The organism is Streptomyces sp. NPDC014764, assembly GCF_043082785.1.
Classification (GTDB): Bacteria; Actinomycetota; Actinomycetes; order Streptomycetales; family Streptomycetaceae; genus Streptomyces; species Streptomyces althioticus.
Window position 1 is genome coordinate 1 of the sequence record NZ_JBIBXY010000022.1, and the last position, 16,130, is coordinate 16,130.

Genomic DNA, 16,130 nt, shown 5'->3' on the forward strand with positions numbered 1-16,130 from the left:
CCGCAGGCGTCAAACCCAAGCCCCCACCGGACGGCACGACGCACCGCAGGCGTCAAACCCAAGCCCCCACCGGACGGCACGACGCGCCGCAGACGTCAGCCCTCATCCCACCGGACAGGAACCGCCACAGGCACAAAACCTCAGCCCAGCGCCGACTTCACCGCATCCGCGAGCCGCCCCGCCACCGACCGCGCCTGGTCGATGTCGGCCGCCTCCACCATCACCCGCACCAGAGGCTCCGTCCCCGACGGACGCAGCAGCACACGCCCCGTCTCACCGAGCTCCCGCTCGGCCTCGCCGACAGCCGTCGCCAGCTCCGCCGACGTCTTCACACGGGACTTGTCCACATCAGGCACGTTGATCAGCACCTGCGGCAACCGCTCCATCACAGAGGCCAGCTCCCGCAGCGACCGCCCGCTCTCCGCGACCCGAGCCGCCAGCAGCAGCCCCGTCAGCGTCCCGTCCCCCGTCGTCGCGTGGTCGAGGATGATCACGTGCCCGGACTGCTCGCCGCCCAGGGCGAACCCGTGCTGCTTCATCTCCTCCAGCACGTACCGGTCCCCCACCGCCGTCTGGACGAGACGGATCCCCTCCCGCTCCATGGCGAGCTTGAACCCGAGGTTCGACATCACCGTCGCGACCACCGTGTCGGACCGCAACGCGGACCGCTCCCGCATGGCCAGTGCCAGCACGGCGAGGATCTGGTCCCCGTCGACCTCCTCCCCCGTGTGGTCGACGGCGAGACACCGGTCGGCGTCCCCGTCGTGCGCGATGCCCAGCGCGGCCCCGTGCTCGACGACCGCGGCCTTCAGCTGCGCGAGGTGCGTGGACCCGCACCCGTCGTTGATGTTCAGCCCGTCCGGCTCGGCGCCGATGGTGACGACCTCGGCCCCGGCGCGCCGGAACGCCTCGGGGGAGACCTGCGACGCGGCCCCGTGGGCCTCGTCGAGGACGATCTTCAGCCCGTCGAGCCGGTTCGGCAGCACGCCCACCAGGTGGGCGACGTACGTGTCGAAGCCCTCGCCGTGGTCCCGCACGCGCCCGACCCCGGACCCGGTGGGCCGCCCCCACGGCGCACCGGTCCGGTGCTCCTCGTAGACCGCCTCGATCCGGTCCTCCAGTTCGTCGGCGAGCTTGTGCCCGCCGCGGGCGAAGAACTTGATCCCGTTGTCGGGCATGGCGTTGTGGCTGGCGGAGAGCATCACACCGAGGTCGGCGCCGAGCGCACCGGTGAGGTGGGCGACGGCCGGCGTCGGCAGCACGCCGACCCGCAGGACGTCCACGCCCGCGCTGGCGAGTCCGGCGACCACGGCGGCCTCCAGGAACTCCCCGGACGCGCGCGGGTCACGCCCGACCACCGCGGTGGGCCGGTGCCCTTCGAACGTGCCCGCCTCGGCGAGTACGTGCGCGGCGGCGACGGACAGGCCGAGCGCCATCTCCGCCGTGAGATCCGCGTTGGCGACACCGCGCACGCCGTCCGTGCCGAAGAGTCGTCCCACTTGTCCTCCTGAGGATGCGTCAGTATCGGCAGCCCTCCAGGGCCCCGCCACCAAGGTCCCGCCGAGGCGTTGGACCGGCCCGTACGGCCGACGGCTGTGCCACTGACAAAGCTGAGCTCATGATGTTCGACATTGCTTCTGATGTTCGACGGTCACGGAGCGCCCGCAGCTCCGAAGCCGCATGAACACGCACCACGGCCTCACCGGGCGTACACCACGATGCCACCGCCGAGCCATCCGATCACATTAGCGTTTGAGCGCCTTGTGCCGTTATACGCCCGCGTCTGTGAATAAACGAACGCCCCGGCAGCACGTTGGCGTGCCGCCGGGGCGTTCGGAGTACGCGCGAGCGCCCTGCGATTAGCGCTTGCTGTACTGCGGAGCCTTGCGGGCCTTCTTCAGACCGGCCTTCTTCCGCTCGACCGCACGGTCGTCGCGGCGCAGGAAGCCGGCCTTCTTCAGGGCACCGCGGTTGTTGTCGACGTCCGCCTCGTTCAGCGCACGGGCGACACCGAGACGAAGCGCACCGGCCTGACCGGAGACACCGCCACCCGCGATGCGGGCGATGACGTCGTAGCGGCCCTCGAGCTCGAGCACCTTGAAGGGCTCGTTCACTTCCTGCTGGTGCACCTTGTTCGGGAAGTAGTCCTCGAGGGTGCGACCGTTGATCTTCCACTTGCCGGTGCCCGGGACGATCCGGACGCGGGCGATGGCGTTCTTGCGACGGCCCAGGCCGGCGGCCGGCTGGGGCTCACCGAAGCGGGACGCCATGGACTCCGAGGTGTACTCGCCCTCGACGGGGGCCTCGGACTCGGTGGTGTAGCTGTCGATGTCAAGCTCTTCGAGCGGCTGCTCGGCAGTGGTCTCGGCCACGATTCTCCTCAGATTCTCTTCGGTCTTAGGGGGTGGCCGGACTTACTGCGCGACCTGGGTGATCTCGAACGGCACCGGCTGCTGGGCAGCGTGCGGGTGCTGGTCGCCCGAGTAGACCTTCAGCTTCGAGAGCATCTGACGGCCCAGGGTGTTCTTGGGGAGCATGCCCTTGACGGCCTTCTCGATGGCCTTCTCGGGGTTCTTGGCAAGCAGCTCGTCGTAGCGGACGGAGCGCAGACCACCCGGGTAGCCCGAGTGGCGGTACGCCATCTTCTGGGTCCGCTTGTTGCCGGAGAGGTGCACCTTGTCGGCGTTGATGATGATGACGAAGTCACCGGTGTCGACGTGAGGGGCGTAGATCGGCTTGTGCTTGCCACGCAGGATGGATGCGGCAGTGGAGGCCAGACGGCCCAGGACGACGTCCTGAGCGTCGATGACGTGCCACTGGCGCGTCACATCGCCGGGCTTGGGGCTGTACGTACGCACGGTTCGTAGCCTTCGCTTCTTCAGTGAATGGTCCTGACAAGGTCACCGAAGACGATCACGACAGCCCTGACCGCACAGCGGTGACGCAAACCGCGTGCTGGTCGCTGGTCATCGGCCCGGTGGACCGGTGTAAGGGCCCCTCACGTGAGAATGAGTAAGCCACTACACACAACAGAGACGCAGAATACCCGTGCTCGGCCGGACGGGTCAAAACGAGCCCGCCGCCCATGGGCGCGCCCCATTTTACGGCCGTACGGCGCCCCCCGCGGCCGCGCGCCACCCGCCCCCCTCCCGACCGGCGCCTTCCTCCTCTCGGGCGCCCCGCGCGCCCCGGACGGCGTGGTAAGCCACCGTCCCCGCCAGCACGCACAGTGTGGCCGCGTCCCGGAACGCCCGGCGCTTCCCCGACTCCAGCCACGGCCAGGTCACCCCCGGCAGCTGCGGAACCAGCGCCAGCCAGAACCACGGCCGCCGCGTCACCGACCCCGCGTACGGCAGTCCGGCGAACAGCAGCGGCAGCACGACGAGCAGGTAGTGGTTGTAGGAGGGCCGCGACACCAGGAACGCGGACAGCATCAGCCCGGCGGAGGTCTCCGCCAGCCGCAGCGGCTCGGGCCCCGGCCCCCGCCACCGTCGGTAGGCGCACGCCACGCCGACCGCGGCGGCGGCGACCGCCAGCGCCTGGGCCAGGGCCTCGGGGACGCCGAGCCGGGGCAGCACGGCCGCCGGGCCCGCCTCGTAGAGCCGGAGGAAGGCGTCGTCGGCGGTGAAGAGGAAGGGAAGGGTCTGCGTGAGGAAACCGGTGGGGTCGGGCAGGAAGAAGGCGGCCACCACCGACGACACCGCAGGCACCAGCACCACCAGCGCGAGCGCCCCCCACCGGCGCGCGAACAGGAACAGCAGCGCCATCGGCGCGAGCAGCGGCTTCAGCGCCACCGCCACCCCGATCACGGCACCCGCCGCGACCCACCGCCCCCGGCTCGCCAGCAGCAGGCACAGCGGCAGCGCCAGCACGGCCGTCACCGTCCAGTTGCCCAGCCGCACCAGCTGCGCGAACGGCGCGAACCCGGCGGCCAGCCCGAGCAGCCCGAGGACGGCGAGCCTGCTGCGCAGCGGAACCCGGTGCAGCAGCAGCGCGCACACCCAGCCCGCCACGAGTGCGAGGACGACCAGGACCGGCGTCAGGACGTCGAGCACGGACCTCGGCAGCAGCGCCTGCGGGGCGGCCGCGACGACCGCGCTCGGGAAATAGAGGAAATGCGCGTCGTCGTACGGCGATCCGCCGTCCAGCCAGGTGCGCGCCGCGTCCACGACGATGCCGTTGTCCATGCCTCCGTCCGAGGTCACCAGCACCGTATGGGTCGTCAGAGCGGCCAGCACCGCCACGAGTCCGGCCCACCAGCCGATGCCCGCGGGGCGCACCAACCACCCGGAGATGTCGCTTTTGCCCGTCGCCATGGGCGCAACGCTAGGGCCTCGCGGGCCCGTTGAGTCGGACCAGCACACCCCTTGCCCCGTCTAAGATGCGCCCCATGAGCTTTGGGCAGGGGGGGTCCTCGCAGCAGTGGGATCCCTGGAAACCGAATTCGCAGCAGCCGTGGAACGGCGGCGGCAGCGCCGGCGGGTCACCCGACTGGGCGGCCCTCGCCGACGCGTCCGAGGCGCGCGCCAAGCGGCGCCGCCTGCTGTTCATAGGCGGCGGCGCGCTCGCCGCCGTGGCGATAGGCACCGCGGTGGCGGTCGCCGTCGTATCGGCGGGCGGCTCGAACCAGGCCTCCCCGGGCACCGAGTCCGCACTGCCCGGCGTCTCCGACCTGCCGAGCGCCACCGGCACGGTCCCGTCGTTCGAGCCGACGAGCGCGCCGCCCCCGCTGGACCCGAAGGACTTCGTCGCCAGCGCCCAGAAGGACAAGGCGCCGCTGAGCCCCGACATCCTGTTCCCGGGCACGCAGCTGACCATGGGTGACACGGTCTACAAGAAGGGCCCGACGGCGGACACCAAGAACTGCGCGTCCGCGGCGAAGTCCACGCTCCCCAAGGTCCTCACCGACAACAAGTGCACGCGGCTGATCCGCGTCACCTACAGCCGGGACGGCGTGGCCGTGACGGTCGGCGTGGCGGTCTTCGCGACCGAGGCGCAGGCCACGAAGGCCAAGCAGCAGGCGGACGCGAAGAGCATCGTCAAGTCGCTGTCCGGCGGCGGGGTGAAGGACTTCTGCGTCGGCGCGGTCTGCCGCTCCACCACCAACGCCTACGGCCGCTACGCCTACTTCACGCTGGCCGGCTTCACCGGCGGCAAGGACGTGACGGAGAAGGACAAGGCCGTCTTCAAGACCGGCGACGACCTCCAGGAGTTCACGTACCGTCAGATCCGCCGCAGGGGCGAGGCCCAGGCGTCGGCGGCGGCGGCCGGCTGACCCGGCCGCCCGGAGCGCGTCAGCAGCAGCCGGCCGACGGCAGCGTCCGCTTGTTGCGCGCCTCGACGCTACGGGCCGCGAGGAGCTCGTCGGCCGGGTAGCCGACCTCCTCCAGGGTCAGGCCGTGCGGGCGTACGACGTGGACCGCCGAGTCCCGTACGCCCGCCGCCAGGACCTTCGCGGGCCAGTCCGGCGTGCGGTGTCCGTCGCCGACGAACAGCAGCGCGCCGATCAGCGAGCGCACCATGTTGTGGCAGAAGGCGTCGGCCCGCACGGTGGCCGTGATGATCCCGTCGTCGCCGCGGACCAGGCTCAGCTGCTGGAGCGTCCGGATGGTCGTCGCGCCCTCGCGCCGCTTGCAGTAGGCGGCGAAGTCGTGCTCGCCGAGCAGTCCGCGGGCGGCCTCGTTCATGGCGTCCACGTCGAGCGGCCAGTCGTGCCACAGCACGTGGTTGCGCAGCAGCGGGTCGACGCCGCCGGGGTTGTCGGTGACGCGGTAGGCGTAGCGCCGCCAGATCGCCGAGAACCGGGCGTCGAAGCCCTCCGGCGCCTCCCTGAGCGCCCACACCCGCACGTCCTTCGGCAGCCGCCCGGCGAGCCGCTTCAGCAGCTTCGGCCGGTGCTCGGCCCACACCTCGCGCGGCAGGTCCACGTGGGCGACCTGACCGCGCGCGTGCACACCGGCGTCGGTCCGCCCGGCCACGGTCAGCTCGTACGTCGTCGCGGACCGCGTCACGGTCCGCAGTGCGTCCTCGATCTCCCCCTGTACGGTCCGCCGCCCTCCGGCCTGCTTGGCCCACCCGGAGAATTCGGTCCCGTCGTAGGAAAGATCCAGCCGAACCCGCACCACATCACTCACCCGGACATCTCCATTCCAACAACGAAGCGGGCCCGCTCCTTTGAAAGAAGCGGGCCCGACAACACCCTCAAGGGGCGCGGGGAACTGCGCGAACAACCACGACGGAGCCGCGGCCGCCCATCGGCAGGCCCCCGGCAGAACGCTTACGCGTCCTTCGACTCCTCGGCCGGCGCCTCGGCAGCCTCGTCCTTCGACAGGTCCGCCTTCGGCTCAGCAGCCTCGGCGTCCTTCGCGGAACGCTTGGTCGCGGCCTCGGCCTCGCCGACCGCGGCCTGCTGCACCGTCAGCGCCTCGACCAGCTCGATGACGGCCATGGGCGCGTTGTCGCCACGGCGGTTACCGATCTTGGTGATACGGGTGTAGCCACCGGGACGGTTCTCGTACCGCGGGCCGATCTCGGTGAAGAGCGTGTGGACGATGCTCTTGTCCGTGATCACCTGGAGCACCTGACGGCGGTTGTGAAGGTCGCCCTTCTTCGCCTTGGTGACCAGACGCTCGGCGTAGGGACGCAGCTTGCGCGCCTTCGCCTCGGTGGTGGTGATGCGGCCGTGCTCGAAAAGCGCCTTCGCGAGGTTCGCGAGCATGAGCTTCTCGTGCGCGGCGCTGCCGCCCAGACGGGCACCCTTGGTGGGCCTCGGCATAGTGACTCTCCTGTGTGTCTGCCCCGGCCGTATCAGGTACCGGAGTCAGTATCCGAGCAGGCGGACGCCTGTCGGAGATCCAGGCCCCCGAAGGGGCCTGGAAGGGGGCGCGGGGACTGCGCGATCAGGCACAGCACCCGCACCCGAGTACGGACCGTAAGGCCCGAGCTCTCAGTACTGCTCGGTCTCCACGAATCCCGCGTCCGCGTCGTCGTCCGCCCCGAAGGCGTCCGCGGCGGCGGTCGGGTCGAACCCGGGAGGCGAGTCCTTCAGCGCGAGGCCCATACCGGCCAGCTTGGCCTTGACCTCGTCGATGGACTTCGCACCGAAGTTCCGGATGTCGAGCAGGTCCGCCTCGGACCGCGCGACGAGCTCACCCACGGAGTGGATGCCCTCACGCTTGAGGCAGTTGTACGACCGGACCGTGAGCTCCAGCTCCTCGATCGGCAGCGCCAGATCGGCGGCGAGAGCGGCGTCCGTCGGGGACGGACCCATGTCGATGCCCTCGGCGTCGATGTTCAGCTCGCGGGCGAGACCGAACAGCTCGACCAGGGTCTTGCCGGCCGAGGCCATGGCGTCACGCGGGCGCATGGCCTGCTTGGTCTCGACGTCGACGATCAGCTTGTCGAAGTCGGTCCGCTGCTCGACTCGGGTCGCCTCGACCTTGTAGGTGACCTTCAGCACGGGGCTGTAGATCGAGTCGACCGGGATCCGGCCGATCTCCTGGCCGACCTGCTTGTTCTGCACGGCGGAGACGTAGCCGCGACCGCGCTCGACGGTCAGCTCCATCTCCAGCTTGCCCTTGCCGTTGAGCGTGGCGAGGACGAGGTCCGGGTTGTGCACCTCGACACCGGCCGGGGGCGCGATGTCGGCGGCGGTGACCAGACCCGGGCCCTGCTTGCGCAGGTACATGACGACCGGCTCGTCGTGCTCCGAGGAGACGACCAGCTGCTTGATGTTGAGGATCAGGTCGGTGACGTCCTCCTTGACGCCCGGCACGGTGGTGAACTCGTGCAGGACGCCGTCGATGCGGATGCTGGTGACAGCGGCACCGGGGATCGACGACAGGAGGGTGCGGCGGAGGGAGTTGCCGAGGGTGTAGCCGAAGCCCGGCTCCAGCGGCTCGATCACGAACCGGGAGCGGAATTCGTCGACGACCTCTTCGGTCAACGAGGGACGCTGAGCGATCAGCATGAGTGGATCAGATCCTTCTTTCGTGGACGCCCGCTATTTGACGTCCGACGGAAACCGCACCCGGTGAGAAGTGCGGGTACTGCAAGGGTACGGGCGGTACGGCCCTTGCGAGCCGTACCGCCCGGAACCTCAGGAAACCGGCGCCTCGGACGCGACGGCGCTTCGGCGGTCGGCAGCCGTGCTGCGACATCGCGGAGGGCGACCCCCGCACCCCCAGCAGGGCGCCGACCAGCGCGACCGCTGCCTCAGACGCGACGGCGCTTCGGCGGGCGGCAGCCGTTGTGCGGGGTCGGGGTGACGTCCTGGATGGAGCCGACCTCGAGGCCCGTGGCCTGCAGGGAGCGGATGGCGGTCTCACGACCGGAACCCGGGCCCTTGACGAACACGTCGACCTTGCGCATGCCGTGCTCCTGGGCGCGGCGGGCGGCCGACTCGGCGGCCATCTGCGCGGCGAACGGCGTGGACTTCCGGGAGCCCTTGAAGCCGACGTGGCCGGCGGAGGCCCAGGAGATCACGTTGCCGGACGGGTCCGTGATCGAGACGATCGTGTTGTTGAACGTGCTCTTGATGTGCGCGTGGCCGTGAGCGACGTTCTTCTTTTCCTTGCGGCGCACCTTCTTGGCAGCGCCCTGACGACCCTTGGGGGGCATCTATAACTCCTACGGGAGGTGGTCGGTCCTGCAGCAAGACCGCTGGATGAGCGTCCGCTGAGGACTACTTCTTGCCCGGCTTCTTCTTGCCGGCGATGGCGCGACGCGGGCCCTTGCGGGTACGCGCGTTGGTGCTGGTGCGCTGACCGCGGACGGGCAGACCGCGACGGTGACGCAGACCCTGGTAGGTACCGATCTCGACCTTGCGGCGGATGTCGGCCTGGATCTCGCGACGGAGGTCACCCTCGGTCTTGATGTTGTTGTCGACGTACTCGCGGATCGCGACGAGCTGCTCCTCGGAGAGGTCGCGAACGCGGGTGTTCGGGTCGACGCCGGTGGCGGCCAGCGTCTGCTGCGAAAGGGTCCGGCCGATGCCGAACACGTAGGTGAGGGCGATCTCCACGCGCTTTTCGCGCGGGATGTCAACACCGGAAACGCGTGCCATTCAATGGCTCCAGTTGATTGTCGGAGGTCTTCCACAGGACCGGATCCCCGCCCGCCGTACCAGGTACGGGCCGGGTCCCCGGCCTCCGAGCCGGGGGTGTCGAGCCGTGCGGCTCGGGTCCTGCGTATGAACGTGTGTTGCTCGCGTCGCGCGAAGTCTGCGGAAGTCGCAGAGGGTGGATCAGTGCTGCGGTCAGCCCTGGCGCTGCTTGTGGCGCGGGTTGTCGCAGATGACCATGACCCGACCGTGACGGCGGATCACCCTGCACTTGTCGCAGATCTTCTTGACGCTCGGCTTGACCTTCATGGGTGTGAGGTTCTCCGGGTCAGTGCCATCACCCCGGCGGGCCGGGGAGCGGGCAAGATCTACTTGTACCGGTAGACGATCCGGCCACGCGTGAGGTCGTACGGAGACAGCTCCACCACGACCCGGTCGTCAGGGAGGATGCGGATGTAGTGCATGCGCATCTTGCCGCTGATGTGTGCCAGGACCTGGTGGCCGTTCTGGAGCTCGACCCTGAACATGGCGTTCGGCAGAGACTCGACGACAGTGCCCTCGATCTCGATGGCACCTTGCTTCTTGGCCACGCTTCGCCCTTCGAATCGACTACCTTGATCGACTCTTGAGTACACCGTGACCACATGCGGACATGCGGGTGCACCAGAGCCGACGAGTCAGTCTACGTCAGCGCACCCGGAAACACGAATCGAGGAATTCTGCCCTCCGGCGGAGATCCCTAACCCAGCGGTCCGCACCGACGTGACGGAGAGCCGCCCGGCCGCCGACGTCCGGGCGAGGGCGGGCGGGGACTTGGACCGTCGTCAGGCGAGCGGGTCCGGCGCCGCCGTGATGCCCATCTCCGCGAGCTTCGCCTTGCCGCCGTCGGGGGCGGTCAGGACCAACGGGCCCTGCTCGGTGAGGGCGACCGAGTGCTCCCAGTGGGAGGACCAGGTGCCGTCGGTCGTGATGACCGTCCAGTCGTCGGAGAGGACCTCCGTGCGCGGGGTGCCGAGGGAGACCATCGGCTCGATCGCCAGACAGAAGCCGGGCACCAGCTTCGGGCCCTTGCCGCGCTTGCGGTCGACGTAGTTCAGCAGGTGCGGGTCCATGTGCATCTCGGTACCGATGCCGTGGCCGCCGTAGTCCTCGATGATCCCGTACTTGCCGCCGCCGGGCTTCGGCTGGCGGCGGATGTACGTCTCGATCGCGCGGGAGATGTCGACCAGCCGGTTGCCCTGCTTCATGGCGGCGATGCCGGCCCACATCGACTCCTCCGTGACCCGGGAGAGCTCGACCAGCTCCGGGGAGTGACCGGAGCCGACGAAGGCGGTGTATGCCGCGTCGCCGTGCCAGCCGTCGATGATGGCGCCGCAGTCGATGGAGATGACGTCCCCGTCCTTGAGGATCACCTCGTCGGACGGGATGCCGTGGACCACGACCTCGTTCACCGAGGTGCAGATGGTGGCGGGAAAGCCGCCGTAGCCCAGGAAGTTCGGCTTGGCGTTGTGCTCGGCGAGCACCTTGCGGGCCACCTCGTCCAGATCCTTGGTGGACGCCCCGGGCACCGCGGCCTCGCGGGTGGCCGCGTGGATGGCGGCGACGACCAGCCCCGCCTCGCGCATCTTGGCGATCTGCTCAGGGCTCTTGATCTGCACCATGGGGACGACGGCCTTTCTGGACCAGGAGGGTACGAACGCTTCCAACGATACGGGCGCGGGCCGCCCGGGTGCCGCGCGGGCGGCGGCACGGACCCCGCCCACGCCACAGCCGCGGCCCCTCGGGGGGGAACCGCGGCTGTGCAGGCGGCGGGACGGACTACCGGTCGCTCTTCAGCGCCTCCAGCGCCCGGCCGGTGACCTCGTCGACCGGACCCATCGCGGAGATGGTCACGACCAGGCCCTGGGCCCGGTAGTAGTCGATGATCGGCTCGGTCTGCGTGTGGTAGACCTCCAGGCGCGTGCGGACGGTCTCCTCGGAGTCGTCGTCGCGCTGGTACAGCTCGCCGCCGCAGTGGTCGCAGACGCCGTCCTGCTTCGGCGGGCTGTAGGTCACGTGAAAGACGTGCGCGGAGTCCTTGCGGCAGACGCGCCGCCCGGCGATCCGCTTCACGACCTCGTCCTCGGGGGCCTCGAGGTCGAGCACCGCGTCCAGCTTGATGCCCTCGGTCTTCAGCAGCTCGTCCAGCGCCTCGGCCTGCGACACGTTGCGCGGGAAGCCGTCCAGCAGGAAGCCGTTCTCGGCGTCCGCCTGGGACATGCGGTCCTTTGCCATGGCGATGGTGACCTCGTCGGGGACGAGGTTACCGGCGTCCATGTAGGACTTGGCGAGCTTTCCCAGCTCGGTCTGCCGGCTGATGTTGGCGCGGAACAGGTCGCCCGTGGAGATGTGCGGGATGCGCAGTTTCTCGGCAAGGCGGGTTGCCTGTGTGCCCTTCCCAGCACCCGGCGGCCCGACGAGGACGATTCGCATCAGCGGAGGAACCCTTCGTAATTGCGCTGCTGGAGCTGGCTCTCGATCTGCTTCACCGTCTCGAGACCGACACCCACGATGATCAGGATGCTCGTCCCGCCGAACGGGAAGTTCTGGTTTGCCCCGAAACCAACCAACGCCATCGTCGGTACGAGAGCGATCAGACCCAAGTACAGCGAACCCGGCCAGGTGATCCGGTTGAGTACGTAACTCAGGTACTCAGCGGTCGGTCGGCCAGCCCGGATGCCCGGGATGAAGCCACCATACTTCTTCATGTTGTCCGCGACTTCCTCGGGGTTGAACGAGATGGCCACGTAGAAGAACGCGAAGAAGACGATGAGCAAGAAGTACAGCGTCACGTAGATCGGGTGGTCACCGCTGACGAGGTGACCCTCGATCCAGGTCTTCCAGCCCGAGGTGCCGCTGGAGAACTGCGCGACCAGTGCCGGGATGTACAGCAGCGACGAGGCGAAGATGACCGGGATCACACCGGCCTGGTTGACCTTCAGCGGGATGTAGGTCGACGTGCCGCCGTAGGAGCGGCGGCCGATCATGCGCTTCGCGTACTGGACGGGGATCCGGCGCTGGGCCTGCTCGACGAAGACGACCAGGCCGACCATGACCAGGCCGACGGCGATGACGGTGCCGAACTCGATCCAGCCGTCCGCCAGGCTGCCCTGCTCCTTGATGGCCCACAGGGCGGAGGGGAAGGTGGCGGCGATCGAGATGAACATCAGGATCGACATGCCGTTGCCGATGCCGCGGTCGGTGATGAGCTCACCGAGCCACATGACCGCGGCCGTGCCGGCGGTCATGGTGATGACCATGGTGATGGTGACGAAGATCGACTGGTCGGGGACGATCTGGCTCGCGACCGGGCAGCCCTGGAAGAGGGCGCCGCTGCGGGCGGTGGCCACCAGGCCGGTGCCCTGGAGGATGGCGAGCGCGATCGTCAGATAACGGGTGTACTGCGTGATCTTCGCCGTGCCGGCCTGCCCCTCCTTCTTCAGGGCTTCCAGGCGCGGGATCACCACGGTCAGCAGCTGCAGAATGATGCTCGCCGTGATGTACGGCATGATGCCGAGCGCGAAGACCGTGATCTGGAGCAGCGCGCCGCCGCTGAACATGTTCACCAGACCGAACAGGCCCTGGTTCGCCTGGGCGGCGTCGATACAGGTTTGGACGTTCCGGTAGTCGACACCCGGGATGGGTACGTGCGTACCGACGCGGTACACCACGATGATGCCGAGCGTGAAGAGCAGCTTCTTGCGCAGGTCGGGCGTCTTGAACGCCCGGGCGAACGCGGTGAGCACGGTGCCTCCTGCGACCCCCCGCGCAACTGCGTCAAGGGTGATGGTCTGAGATTCCGACTGAGGACGAATTCTTAACGGTCAACTGCCGCCCTGAGTGCCCCGCATGGGGCTCCCGGGGTGAATGGGCAGCGCAGGCCACCTTACCGGCGACACCACCGCCCTAGGAACGACCAACCGGGGATACCCCATTTGTGGGGTATCCCCGGTCGGGATCGCTCTACGTCATCGAGACACCTGACGGAGTCAGACGAGCTCGGTGACGGTACCGCCGGCGGCGGTGATCTTCTCCTTGGCGGAGCCGGAGACGGCGTCGACCGTCACCTGCAGCGCCACGGAGATCTCGCCCTGGCCCAGGACCTTGACGAGGCTGTTCTTGCGCACGGCGCCCTTGGCGACCAGGTCCTCGACCGTGACCTCTCCGCCCTCGGGGTAGAGGGAGGCGAGCTTGTCCAGGTTCACGACCTGGAACTCGGTCTTGAACGGGTTCTTGAAGCCCTTGAGCTTCGGGAGACGCATGTGGAGGGGCATCTGGCCACCCTCGAAGCGCTCCGGAACCTGGTAACGGGCCTTGGTGCCCTTGGTACCACGACCGGCCGTCTTACCCTTCGACGCCTCACCACGACCGACACGGGTCTTCGCGGTCTTGGCGCCGGGGGCGGGACGGAGGTTGTGGATCTTGAGCGGGTTGTTCTCCGCCATGATCAGTCGACCTCCTCGACCGTCACGAGGTGGCGGACGGTGTGCACCATGCCGCGGAACTCGGGACGATCCTCCTTGACGACCTGCGTGTTGATGCCCTTGAGACCAAGGGAGCGCAGGGTGTCACGGTGGTTCTGCTTGCTGCCGATGTAGGACTTGACCTGCGTAATCTTGAGCTGCGCCATGATTACGCACCCGCCCCGGCACGCGCACGGAGAAGAGCCGCGGGAGCGACGTCCTCGAGGGGCAGACCACGGCGGGCCGCGATCTCCTCGGGACGCTGCAGGCCCTTGAGGGCCTCCACGGTCGCGTGCACGATGTTGATCTGGTTGTCGGAGCCGAGCGACTTCGACAGCACGTCGTGGATACCGGCGCACTCGAGCACGGCGCGCACCGGACCACCGGCGATCACACCGGTACCGGGCGACGCGGGCTTGAGCAGCACGACGCCGGCAGCCTTCTCACCCTGGATGGGGTGCGGGATGGTGCCCTGGATGCGGGGGACCTTGAAGAAGTGCTTCTTGGCCTCCTCAACGCCCTTGGCGATGGCGGCCGGCACCTCCTTGGCCTTGCCGTATCCGACACCCACGGTGCCGTCACCGTCGCCCACCACGACCAGCGCGGTGAAGCTGAAGCGACGACCACCCTTCACAACCTTGGCGACACGGTTGATCGCGACGACGCGCTCAACGTATGCGGTCTTCTCGGCGGCAGCTGCGCCGCCGTCACGGCCCTTCCGGTCCCGCCGCTCGCCGCCACCGGCACCGCCACCGCGGCGCTGGGGTCCAGCCATTGGAATTACCTCTCTCTGTTTCCGCTAGCTACGGAACCGGCTCAGAACTTCAGTCCGGCTTCGCGGGCGGCGTCCGCCAGAGCGGCGATGCGCCCGGCGTACTGGTTGCCACCACGGTCGAACACGACGGCCTCGACACCGGCGGCCTTGGCGCGCTCGGCGACCAGGGCACCGACCTGCTTGGCCTGCGCGGACTTGTCGCCCTCGCCACCGCGGACGGACGCGTCCAGGGTGGACGCCGACGCCAGGGTGTGACCCTTCAGGTCGTCGATCACCTGCGCCACGATGTGGCGGTTGGAACGAGTCACGACCAGGCGAGGACGCTCGGCGGTGCCGGCGACCTTCTTGCGGATCCGGATGTGACGACGCTTGATAGCAGCACGCTTGTAGGCGTCGCCCTTGAGGATCTTCTGCCCGTATGCCATGGCTTACTTACCCGCCTTTCCGACCTTGCGGCGGATGACTTCGCCCTCGTACTTGACGCCCTTGGCCTTGTACGGGTCGGGCTTGCGCAGCTTGCGGATGTTGGCCGCAACCTCGCCGACCTTCTGCTTGTCGATGCCCTCGACCGAGAAACGGGTGGGGGCCTCCACCTTGAAGGTGATGCCCTCGGGGGCCTCGACCGTGATCGGGTGGCTGTAGCCGAGGGAGAACTCCAGGTTCGAACCCTTGGCGACAACGCGGTAACCGACACCGCTGATCTCGAGCTTCTTCACGTAACCCTGGGTCACGCCGGTGATCATGTTCGCCACCAGCGTGCGGGACAGGCCGTGCAGGGCCTTGTTCTGACGCTCGTCGTTGGGGCGGGTGACGTTCAGAACGCCGTCCTCACCCTTGGCGATCTCGATCGGCGCCACGACGGTGTGGGTCAGCGAGCCCTTGGGGCCCTTGACCGAAACCGTACGGCCGTCGATGGTGACGTCCACGCCGGCGGGAACCGCGATGGGGAGCTTGCCGATGCGCGACATAGCTGTTTCCTCCGTTCCCTTCCGCTACCAGACGTAGGCGAGGACTTCCCCACCCACGCCCTTCTTGCCGGCCTGCTTGTCGGTGAGGAGCCCGTGCGACGTGGAGATGATCGCCACGCCGAGGCCGCCCAGCACCTTCGGCAGGTTGGTGGACTTCGCGTACACCCGGAGACCGGGCTTGGAGATCCGCTTGATGCCCGCGATGGAGCGCTCACGGTTGGGACCGAACTTGAGGTCCAGGACGAGGCTCTTGCCGACCTCGGCGTCCTCGACCTTCCAGCCCGTGATGAAGCCCTCCTGCTGGAGGATCTCCGCGATGTGCGACTTGATCTTCGAGTGCGGCATCGCCACGGTGTCGTGGTACGCCGAGTTCGCGTTCCGCAGACGCGTAAGCATGTCTGCGATCGGATCAGTCATGGTCATGAATTGGCCTTCGGCCTCTCTCGCCGGGGTTTCCTGGTGCGCCATCCCTCTCCCCGATCCGAGACGGGACGGGTGCGGCGCGGTGGACCTACGGCGTAGTAAGTCGTACGGGCACGGCAGGTGCCCAACCCCACAAGCCTAAGCCATATGGAGCGGGGCTCCTGCCGTTCCCATTGCTTACCGAGAGCCCTGGGAGTCCGGAACTACCGGACTACCAGGAGCTCTTGGTCACGCCCGGCAGCTCGCCACGGTGAGCCATCTCACGAAGGCACACGCGGCACAGGCCGAACTTGCGGTACACGGAGTGCGGACGGCCGCAGCGCTGGCAGCGGGTGTAGCCGCGCACTCCGAACTTGGGCTTGCGAGCAGCCTTCGCGATGAGAGCCTTCTTCGCCATCTCG

At 68.6% G+C, this 16,130-nt stretch carries 22 protein-coding genes; 1 reads left to right on the plus strand and 21 read right to left on the minus strand.

Annotated features, from left to right (window positions below; translation table 11 throughout):
- Nucleotides 1-140: 140 nt before the first annotated feature.
- The 4 genes from glmM to ACF1AG_RS31010 all read right to left on the minus strand — a co-directional run bounded on the left by glmM (nucleotide 141) and on the right by ACF1AG_RS31010 (nucleotide 4,316).
- Complete coding sequence (gene glmM, locus ACF1AG_RS30995) at nucleotides 141-1,499, minus strand: phosphoglucosamine mutase (RefSeq protein ID WP_359599665.1); 1,359 nt, start codon at nucleotides 1,497-1,499, stop codon at nucleotides 141-143.
- A gap of 360 nt (nucleotides 1,500-1,859) precedes the next feature.
- Nucleotides 1,860-2,372, minus strand: a complete 513-nt coding sequence (gene rpsI, locus ACF1AG_RS31000) for a 30S ribosomal protein S9 (RefSeq protein WP_048458032.1) — start codon at nucleotides 2,370-2,372, stop codon at nucleotides 1,860-1,862.
- 42 nt (nucleotides 2,373-2,414) lie between these two features.
- Nucleotides 2,415-2,858, minus strand: coding sequence for a 50S ribosomal protein L13 (rplM, locus tag ACF1AG_RS31005; RefSeq protein WP_019526965.1), 444 nt, complete (start codon nucleotides 2,856-2,858; stop codon nucleotides 2,415-2,417).
- Between the two features lie 243 nt (nucleotides 2,859-3,101).
- Complete coding sequence (locus ACF1AG_RS31010) at nucleotides 3,102-4,316, minus strand: glycosyltransferase family 87 protein (protein WP_391810754.1); 1,215 nt, start codon at nucleotides 4,314-4,316, stop codon at nucleotides 3,102-3,104.
- Nucleotides 4,317-4,390: 74 nt separating this feature from the next.
- Here ACF1AG_RS31010 and ACF1AG_RS31015 point away from each other — a divergent pair, with 74 nt between their 5' ends.
- A complete protein-coding gene (locus ACF1AG_RS31015; protein WP_359599668.1) occupies nucleotides 4,391-5,275 on the plus strand; it encodes a hypothetical protein in 885 nt (294 codons plus the stop codon).
- Nucleotides 5,276-5,294: 19 nt separating this feature from the next.
- Here the strand turns inward: ACF1AG_RS31015 and truA are convergent, their stop codons facing one another.
- The 17 genes from truA to ACF1AG_RS31100 all read right to left on the minus strand — a co-directional run bounded on the left by truA (nucleotide 5,295) and on the right by ACF1AG_RS31100 (nucleotide 16,126).
- Nucleotides 5,295-6,125: a tRNA pseudouridine(38-40) synthase TruA gene (truA, locus tag ACF1AG_RS31020; protein WP_359599739.1), complete on the minus strand. Its 831-nt coding sequence runs from the start codon at nucleotides 6,123-6,125 to the stop codon at nucleotides 5,295-5,297.
- Between the two features lie 152 nt (nucleotides 6,126-6,277).
- Nucleotides 6,278-6,775, minus strand: coding sequence for a 50S ribosomal protein L17 (rplQ, locus tag ACF1AG_RS31025; RefSeq protein WP_359599670.1), 498 nt, complete (start codon nucleotides 6,773-6,775; stop codon nucleotides 6,278-6,280).
- A 171-nt stretch (nucleotides 6,776-6,946) separates the two neighbouring features.
- Entirely contained in the window at nucleotides 6,947-7,969 is a 1,023-nt protein-coding gene (locus ACF1AG_RS31030) for a DNA-directed RNA polymerase subunit alpha (RefSeq protein ID WP_003966937.1), read from the minus strand.
- 245 nt (nucleotides 7,970-8,214) lie between these two features.
- Nucleotides 8,215-8,619: a 30S ribosomal protein S11 gene (gene rpsK, locus ACF1AG_RS31035; protein WP_003956432.1), complete on the minus strand. Its 405-nt coding sequence runs from the start codon at nucleotides 8,617-8,619 to the stop codon at nucleotides 8,215-8,217.
- 64 nt (nucleotides 8,620-8,683) lie between these two features.
- A complete protein-coding gene (gene rpsM / locus ACF1AG_RS31040) occupies nucleotides 8,684-9,064 on the minus strand; it encodes a 30S ribosomal protein S13 (protein WP_004984507.1) in 381 nt (126 codons plus the stop codon).
- 192 nt (nucleotides 9,065-9,256) lie between these two features.
- Complete coding sequence (gene rpmJ, locus ACF1AG_RS31045; protein ID WP_003974245.1) at nucleotides 9,257-9,370, minus strand: 50S ribosomal protein L36; 114 nt, start codon at nucleotides 9,368-9,370, stop codon at nucleotides 9,257-9,259.
- Nucleotides 9,371-9,429: 59 nt separating this feature from the next.
- Complete coding sequence (gene infA / locus ACF1AG_RS31050; protein WP_004927214.1) at nucleotides 9,430-9,651, minus strand: translation initiation factor IF-1; 222 nt, start codon at nucleotides 9,649-9,651, stop codon at nucleotides 9,430-9,432.
- Between the two features lie 234 nt (nucleotides 9,652-9,885).
- On the minus strand, nucleotides 9,886-10,722 hold the full coding sequence (gene map / locus ACF1AG_RS31055; protein WP_359599672.1) for a type I methionyl aminopeptidase: 837 nt from the start codon (nucleotides 10,720-10,722) through the stop codon (nucleotides 9,886-9,888).
- 157 nt (nucleotides 10,723-10,879) lie between these two features.
- A complete protein-coding gene (locus tag ACF1AG_RS31060) occupies nucleotides 10,880-11,533 on the minus strand; it encodes an adenylate kinase (protein ID WP_359599673.1) in 654 nt (217 codons plus the stop codon).
- Complete coding sequence (gene secY / locus ACF1AG_RS31065; RefSeq protein WP_359599675.1) at nucleotides 11,533-12,846, minus strand: preprotein translocase subunit SecY; 1,314 nt, start codon at nucleotides 12,844-12,846, stop codon at nucleotides 11,533-11,535. The genes ACF1AG_RS31060 and secY overlap by 1 nt, the downstream gene beginning before the upstream one ends.
- Nucleotides 12,847-13,089: 243 nt before the next feature.
- Complete coding sequence (gene rplO / locus ACF1AG_RS31070) at nucleotides 13,090-13,545, minus strand: 50S ribosomal protein L15 (protein ID WP_024883206.1); 456 nt, start codon at nucleotides 13,543-13,545, stop codon at nucleotides 13,090-13,092.
- 2 nt (nucleotides 13,546-13,547) lie between these two features.
- Complete coding sequence (gene rpmD, locus ACF1AG_RS31075) at nucleotides 13,548-13,730, minus strand: 50S ribosomal protein L30 (protein ID WP_003974250.1); 183 nt, start codon at nucleotides 13,728-13,730, stop codon at nucleotides 13,548-13,550.
- 2 nt (nucleotides 13,731-13,732) lie between these two features.
- Nucleotides 13,733-14,338 carry a 30S ribosomal protein S5 gene (gene rpsE, locus ACF1AG_RS31080; RefSeq protein WP_004927232.1) on the minus strand — a complete coding sequence of 202 codons (606 nt, stop codon included), beginning with the start codon at nucleotides 14,336-14,338 and terminating at the stop codon, nucleotides 13,733-13,735.
- 41 nt (nucleotides 14,339-14,379) lie between these two features.
- Nucleotides 14,380-14,763 (minus strand): 50S ribosomal protein L18, encoded by a 384-nt coding sequence (rplR, locus tag ACF1AG_RS31085; protein WP_004927235.1) that lies wholly within the window; start codon nucleotides 14,761-14,763, stop codon nucleotides 14,380-14,382.
- Nucleotides 14,764-14,766: 3 nt separating this feature from the next.
- Nucleotides 14,767-15,306: a 50S ribosomal protein L6 gene (rplF, locus tag ACF1AG_RS31090; RefSeq protein ID WP_024883205.1), complete on the minus strand. Its 540-nt coding sequence runs from the start codon at nucleotides 15,304-15,306 to the stop codon at nucleotides 14,767-14,769.
- A gap of 24 nt (nucleotides 15,307-15,330) precedes the next feature.
- The gene (rpsH, locus tag ACF1AG_RS31095) at nucleotides 15,331-15,729 is read right to left on the minus strand and encodes a 30S ribosomal protein S8 (RefSeq protein WP_024883204.1); all 399 of its coding nucleotides are present in this window, start codon (nucleotides 15,727-15,729) and stop codon (nucleotides 15,331-15,333) included.
- A 211-nt stretch (nucleotides 15,730-15,940) separates the two neighbouring features.
- Nucleotides 15,941-16,126, minus strand: a complete 186-nt coding sequence (locus ACF1AG_RS31100) for a type Z 30S ribosomal protein S14 (protein WP_003948630.1) — start codon at nucleotides 16,124-16,126, stop codon at nucleotides 15,941-15,943.
- Nucleotides 16,127-16,130 lie beyond the last annotated feature (4 nt).

Bases quoted from the DNA above. Each gene is read 5' to 3' on its own strand.
- rpsK (WP_003956432.1), bottom strand. From the start codon at position 8,619: ATGCCCCCCAAGGGTCGTCAGGGCGCTGCCAAGAAGGTGCGCCGCAAG.
- rplF (WP_024883205.1), bottom strand. From the start codon at position 15,306: ATGTCGCGCATCGGCAAGCTCCCCATCGCGGTTCCCGCCGGCGTGGAC.
- rplO (WP_024883206.1), bottom strand. From the start codon at position 13,545: ATGGCGGAGAACAACCCGCTCAAGATCCACAACCTCCGTCCCGCCCCC.
- map (WP_359599672.1), bottom strand. From the start codon at position 10,722: ATGGTGCAGATCAAGAGCCCTGAGCAGATCGCCAAGATGCGCGAGGCG.
- ACF1AG_RS31060 (WP_359599673.1), bottom strand. From the start codon at position 11,533: ATGCGAATCGTCCTCGTCGGGCCGCCGGGTGCTGGGAAGGGCACACAG.
- rpsH (WP_024883204.1), bottom strand. From the start codon at position 15,729: ATGACCATGACTGATCCGATCGCAGACATGCTTACGCGTCTGCGGAAC.
- rpmD (WP_003974250.1), bottom strand. From the start codon at position 13,730: ATGGCGCAGCTCAAGATTACGCAGGTCAAGTCCTACATCGGCAGCAAG.
- rpsM (WP_004984507.1), bottom strand. From the start codon at position 9,064: ATGGCACGCGTTTCCGGTGTTGACATCCCGCGCGAAAAGCGCGTGGAG.
- ACF1AG_RS31100 (WP_003948630.1), bottom strand. From the start codon at position 16,126: ATGGCGAAGAAGGCTCTCATCGCGAAGGCTGCTCGCAAGCCCAAGTTC.
- ACF1AG_RS31015 (WP_359599668.1), top strand. From the start codon at position 4,391: ATGAGCTTTGGGCAGGGGGGGTCCTCGCAGCAGTGGGATCCCTGGAAA.
- rpmJ (WP_003974245.1), bottom strand. From the start codon at position 9,370: ATGAAGGTCAAGCCGAGCGTCAAGAAGATCTGCGACAAGTGCAGGGTG.
- ACF1AG_RS31030 (WP_003966937.1), bottom strand. From the start codon at position 7,969: ATGCTGATCGCTCAGCGTCCCTCGTTGACCGAAGAGGTCGTCGACGAA.
- ACF1AG_RS31010 (WP_391810754.1), bottom strand. From the start codon at position 4,316: ATGGCGACGGGCAAAAGCGACATCTCCGGGTGGTTGGTGCGCCCCGCG.
- rpsE (WP_004927232.1), bottom strand. From the start codon at position 14,338: ATGGCTGGACCCCAGCGCCGCGGTGGCGGTGCCGGTGGCGGCGAGCGG.
- rplQ (WP_359599670.1), bottom strand. From the start codon at position 6,775: ATGCCGAGGCCCACCAAGGGTGCCCGTCTGGGCGGCAGCGCCGCGCAC.
- rplR (WP_004927235.1), bottom strand. From the start codon at position 14,763: ATGGCATACGGGCAGAAGATCCTCAAGGGCGACGCCTACAAGCGTGCT.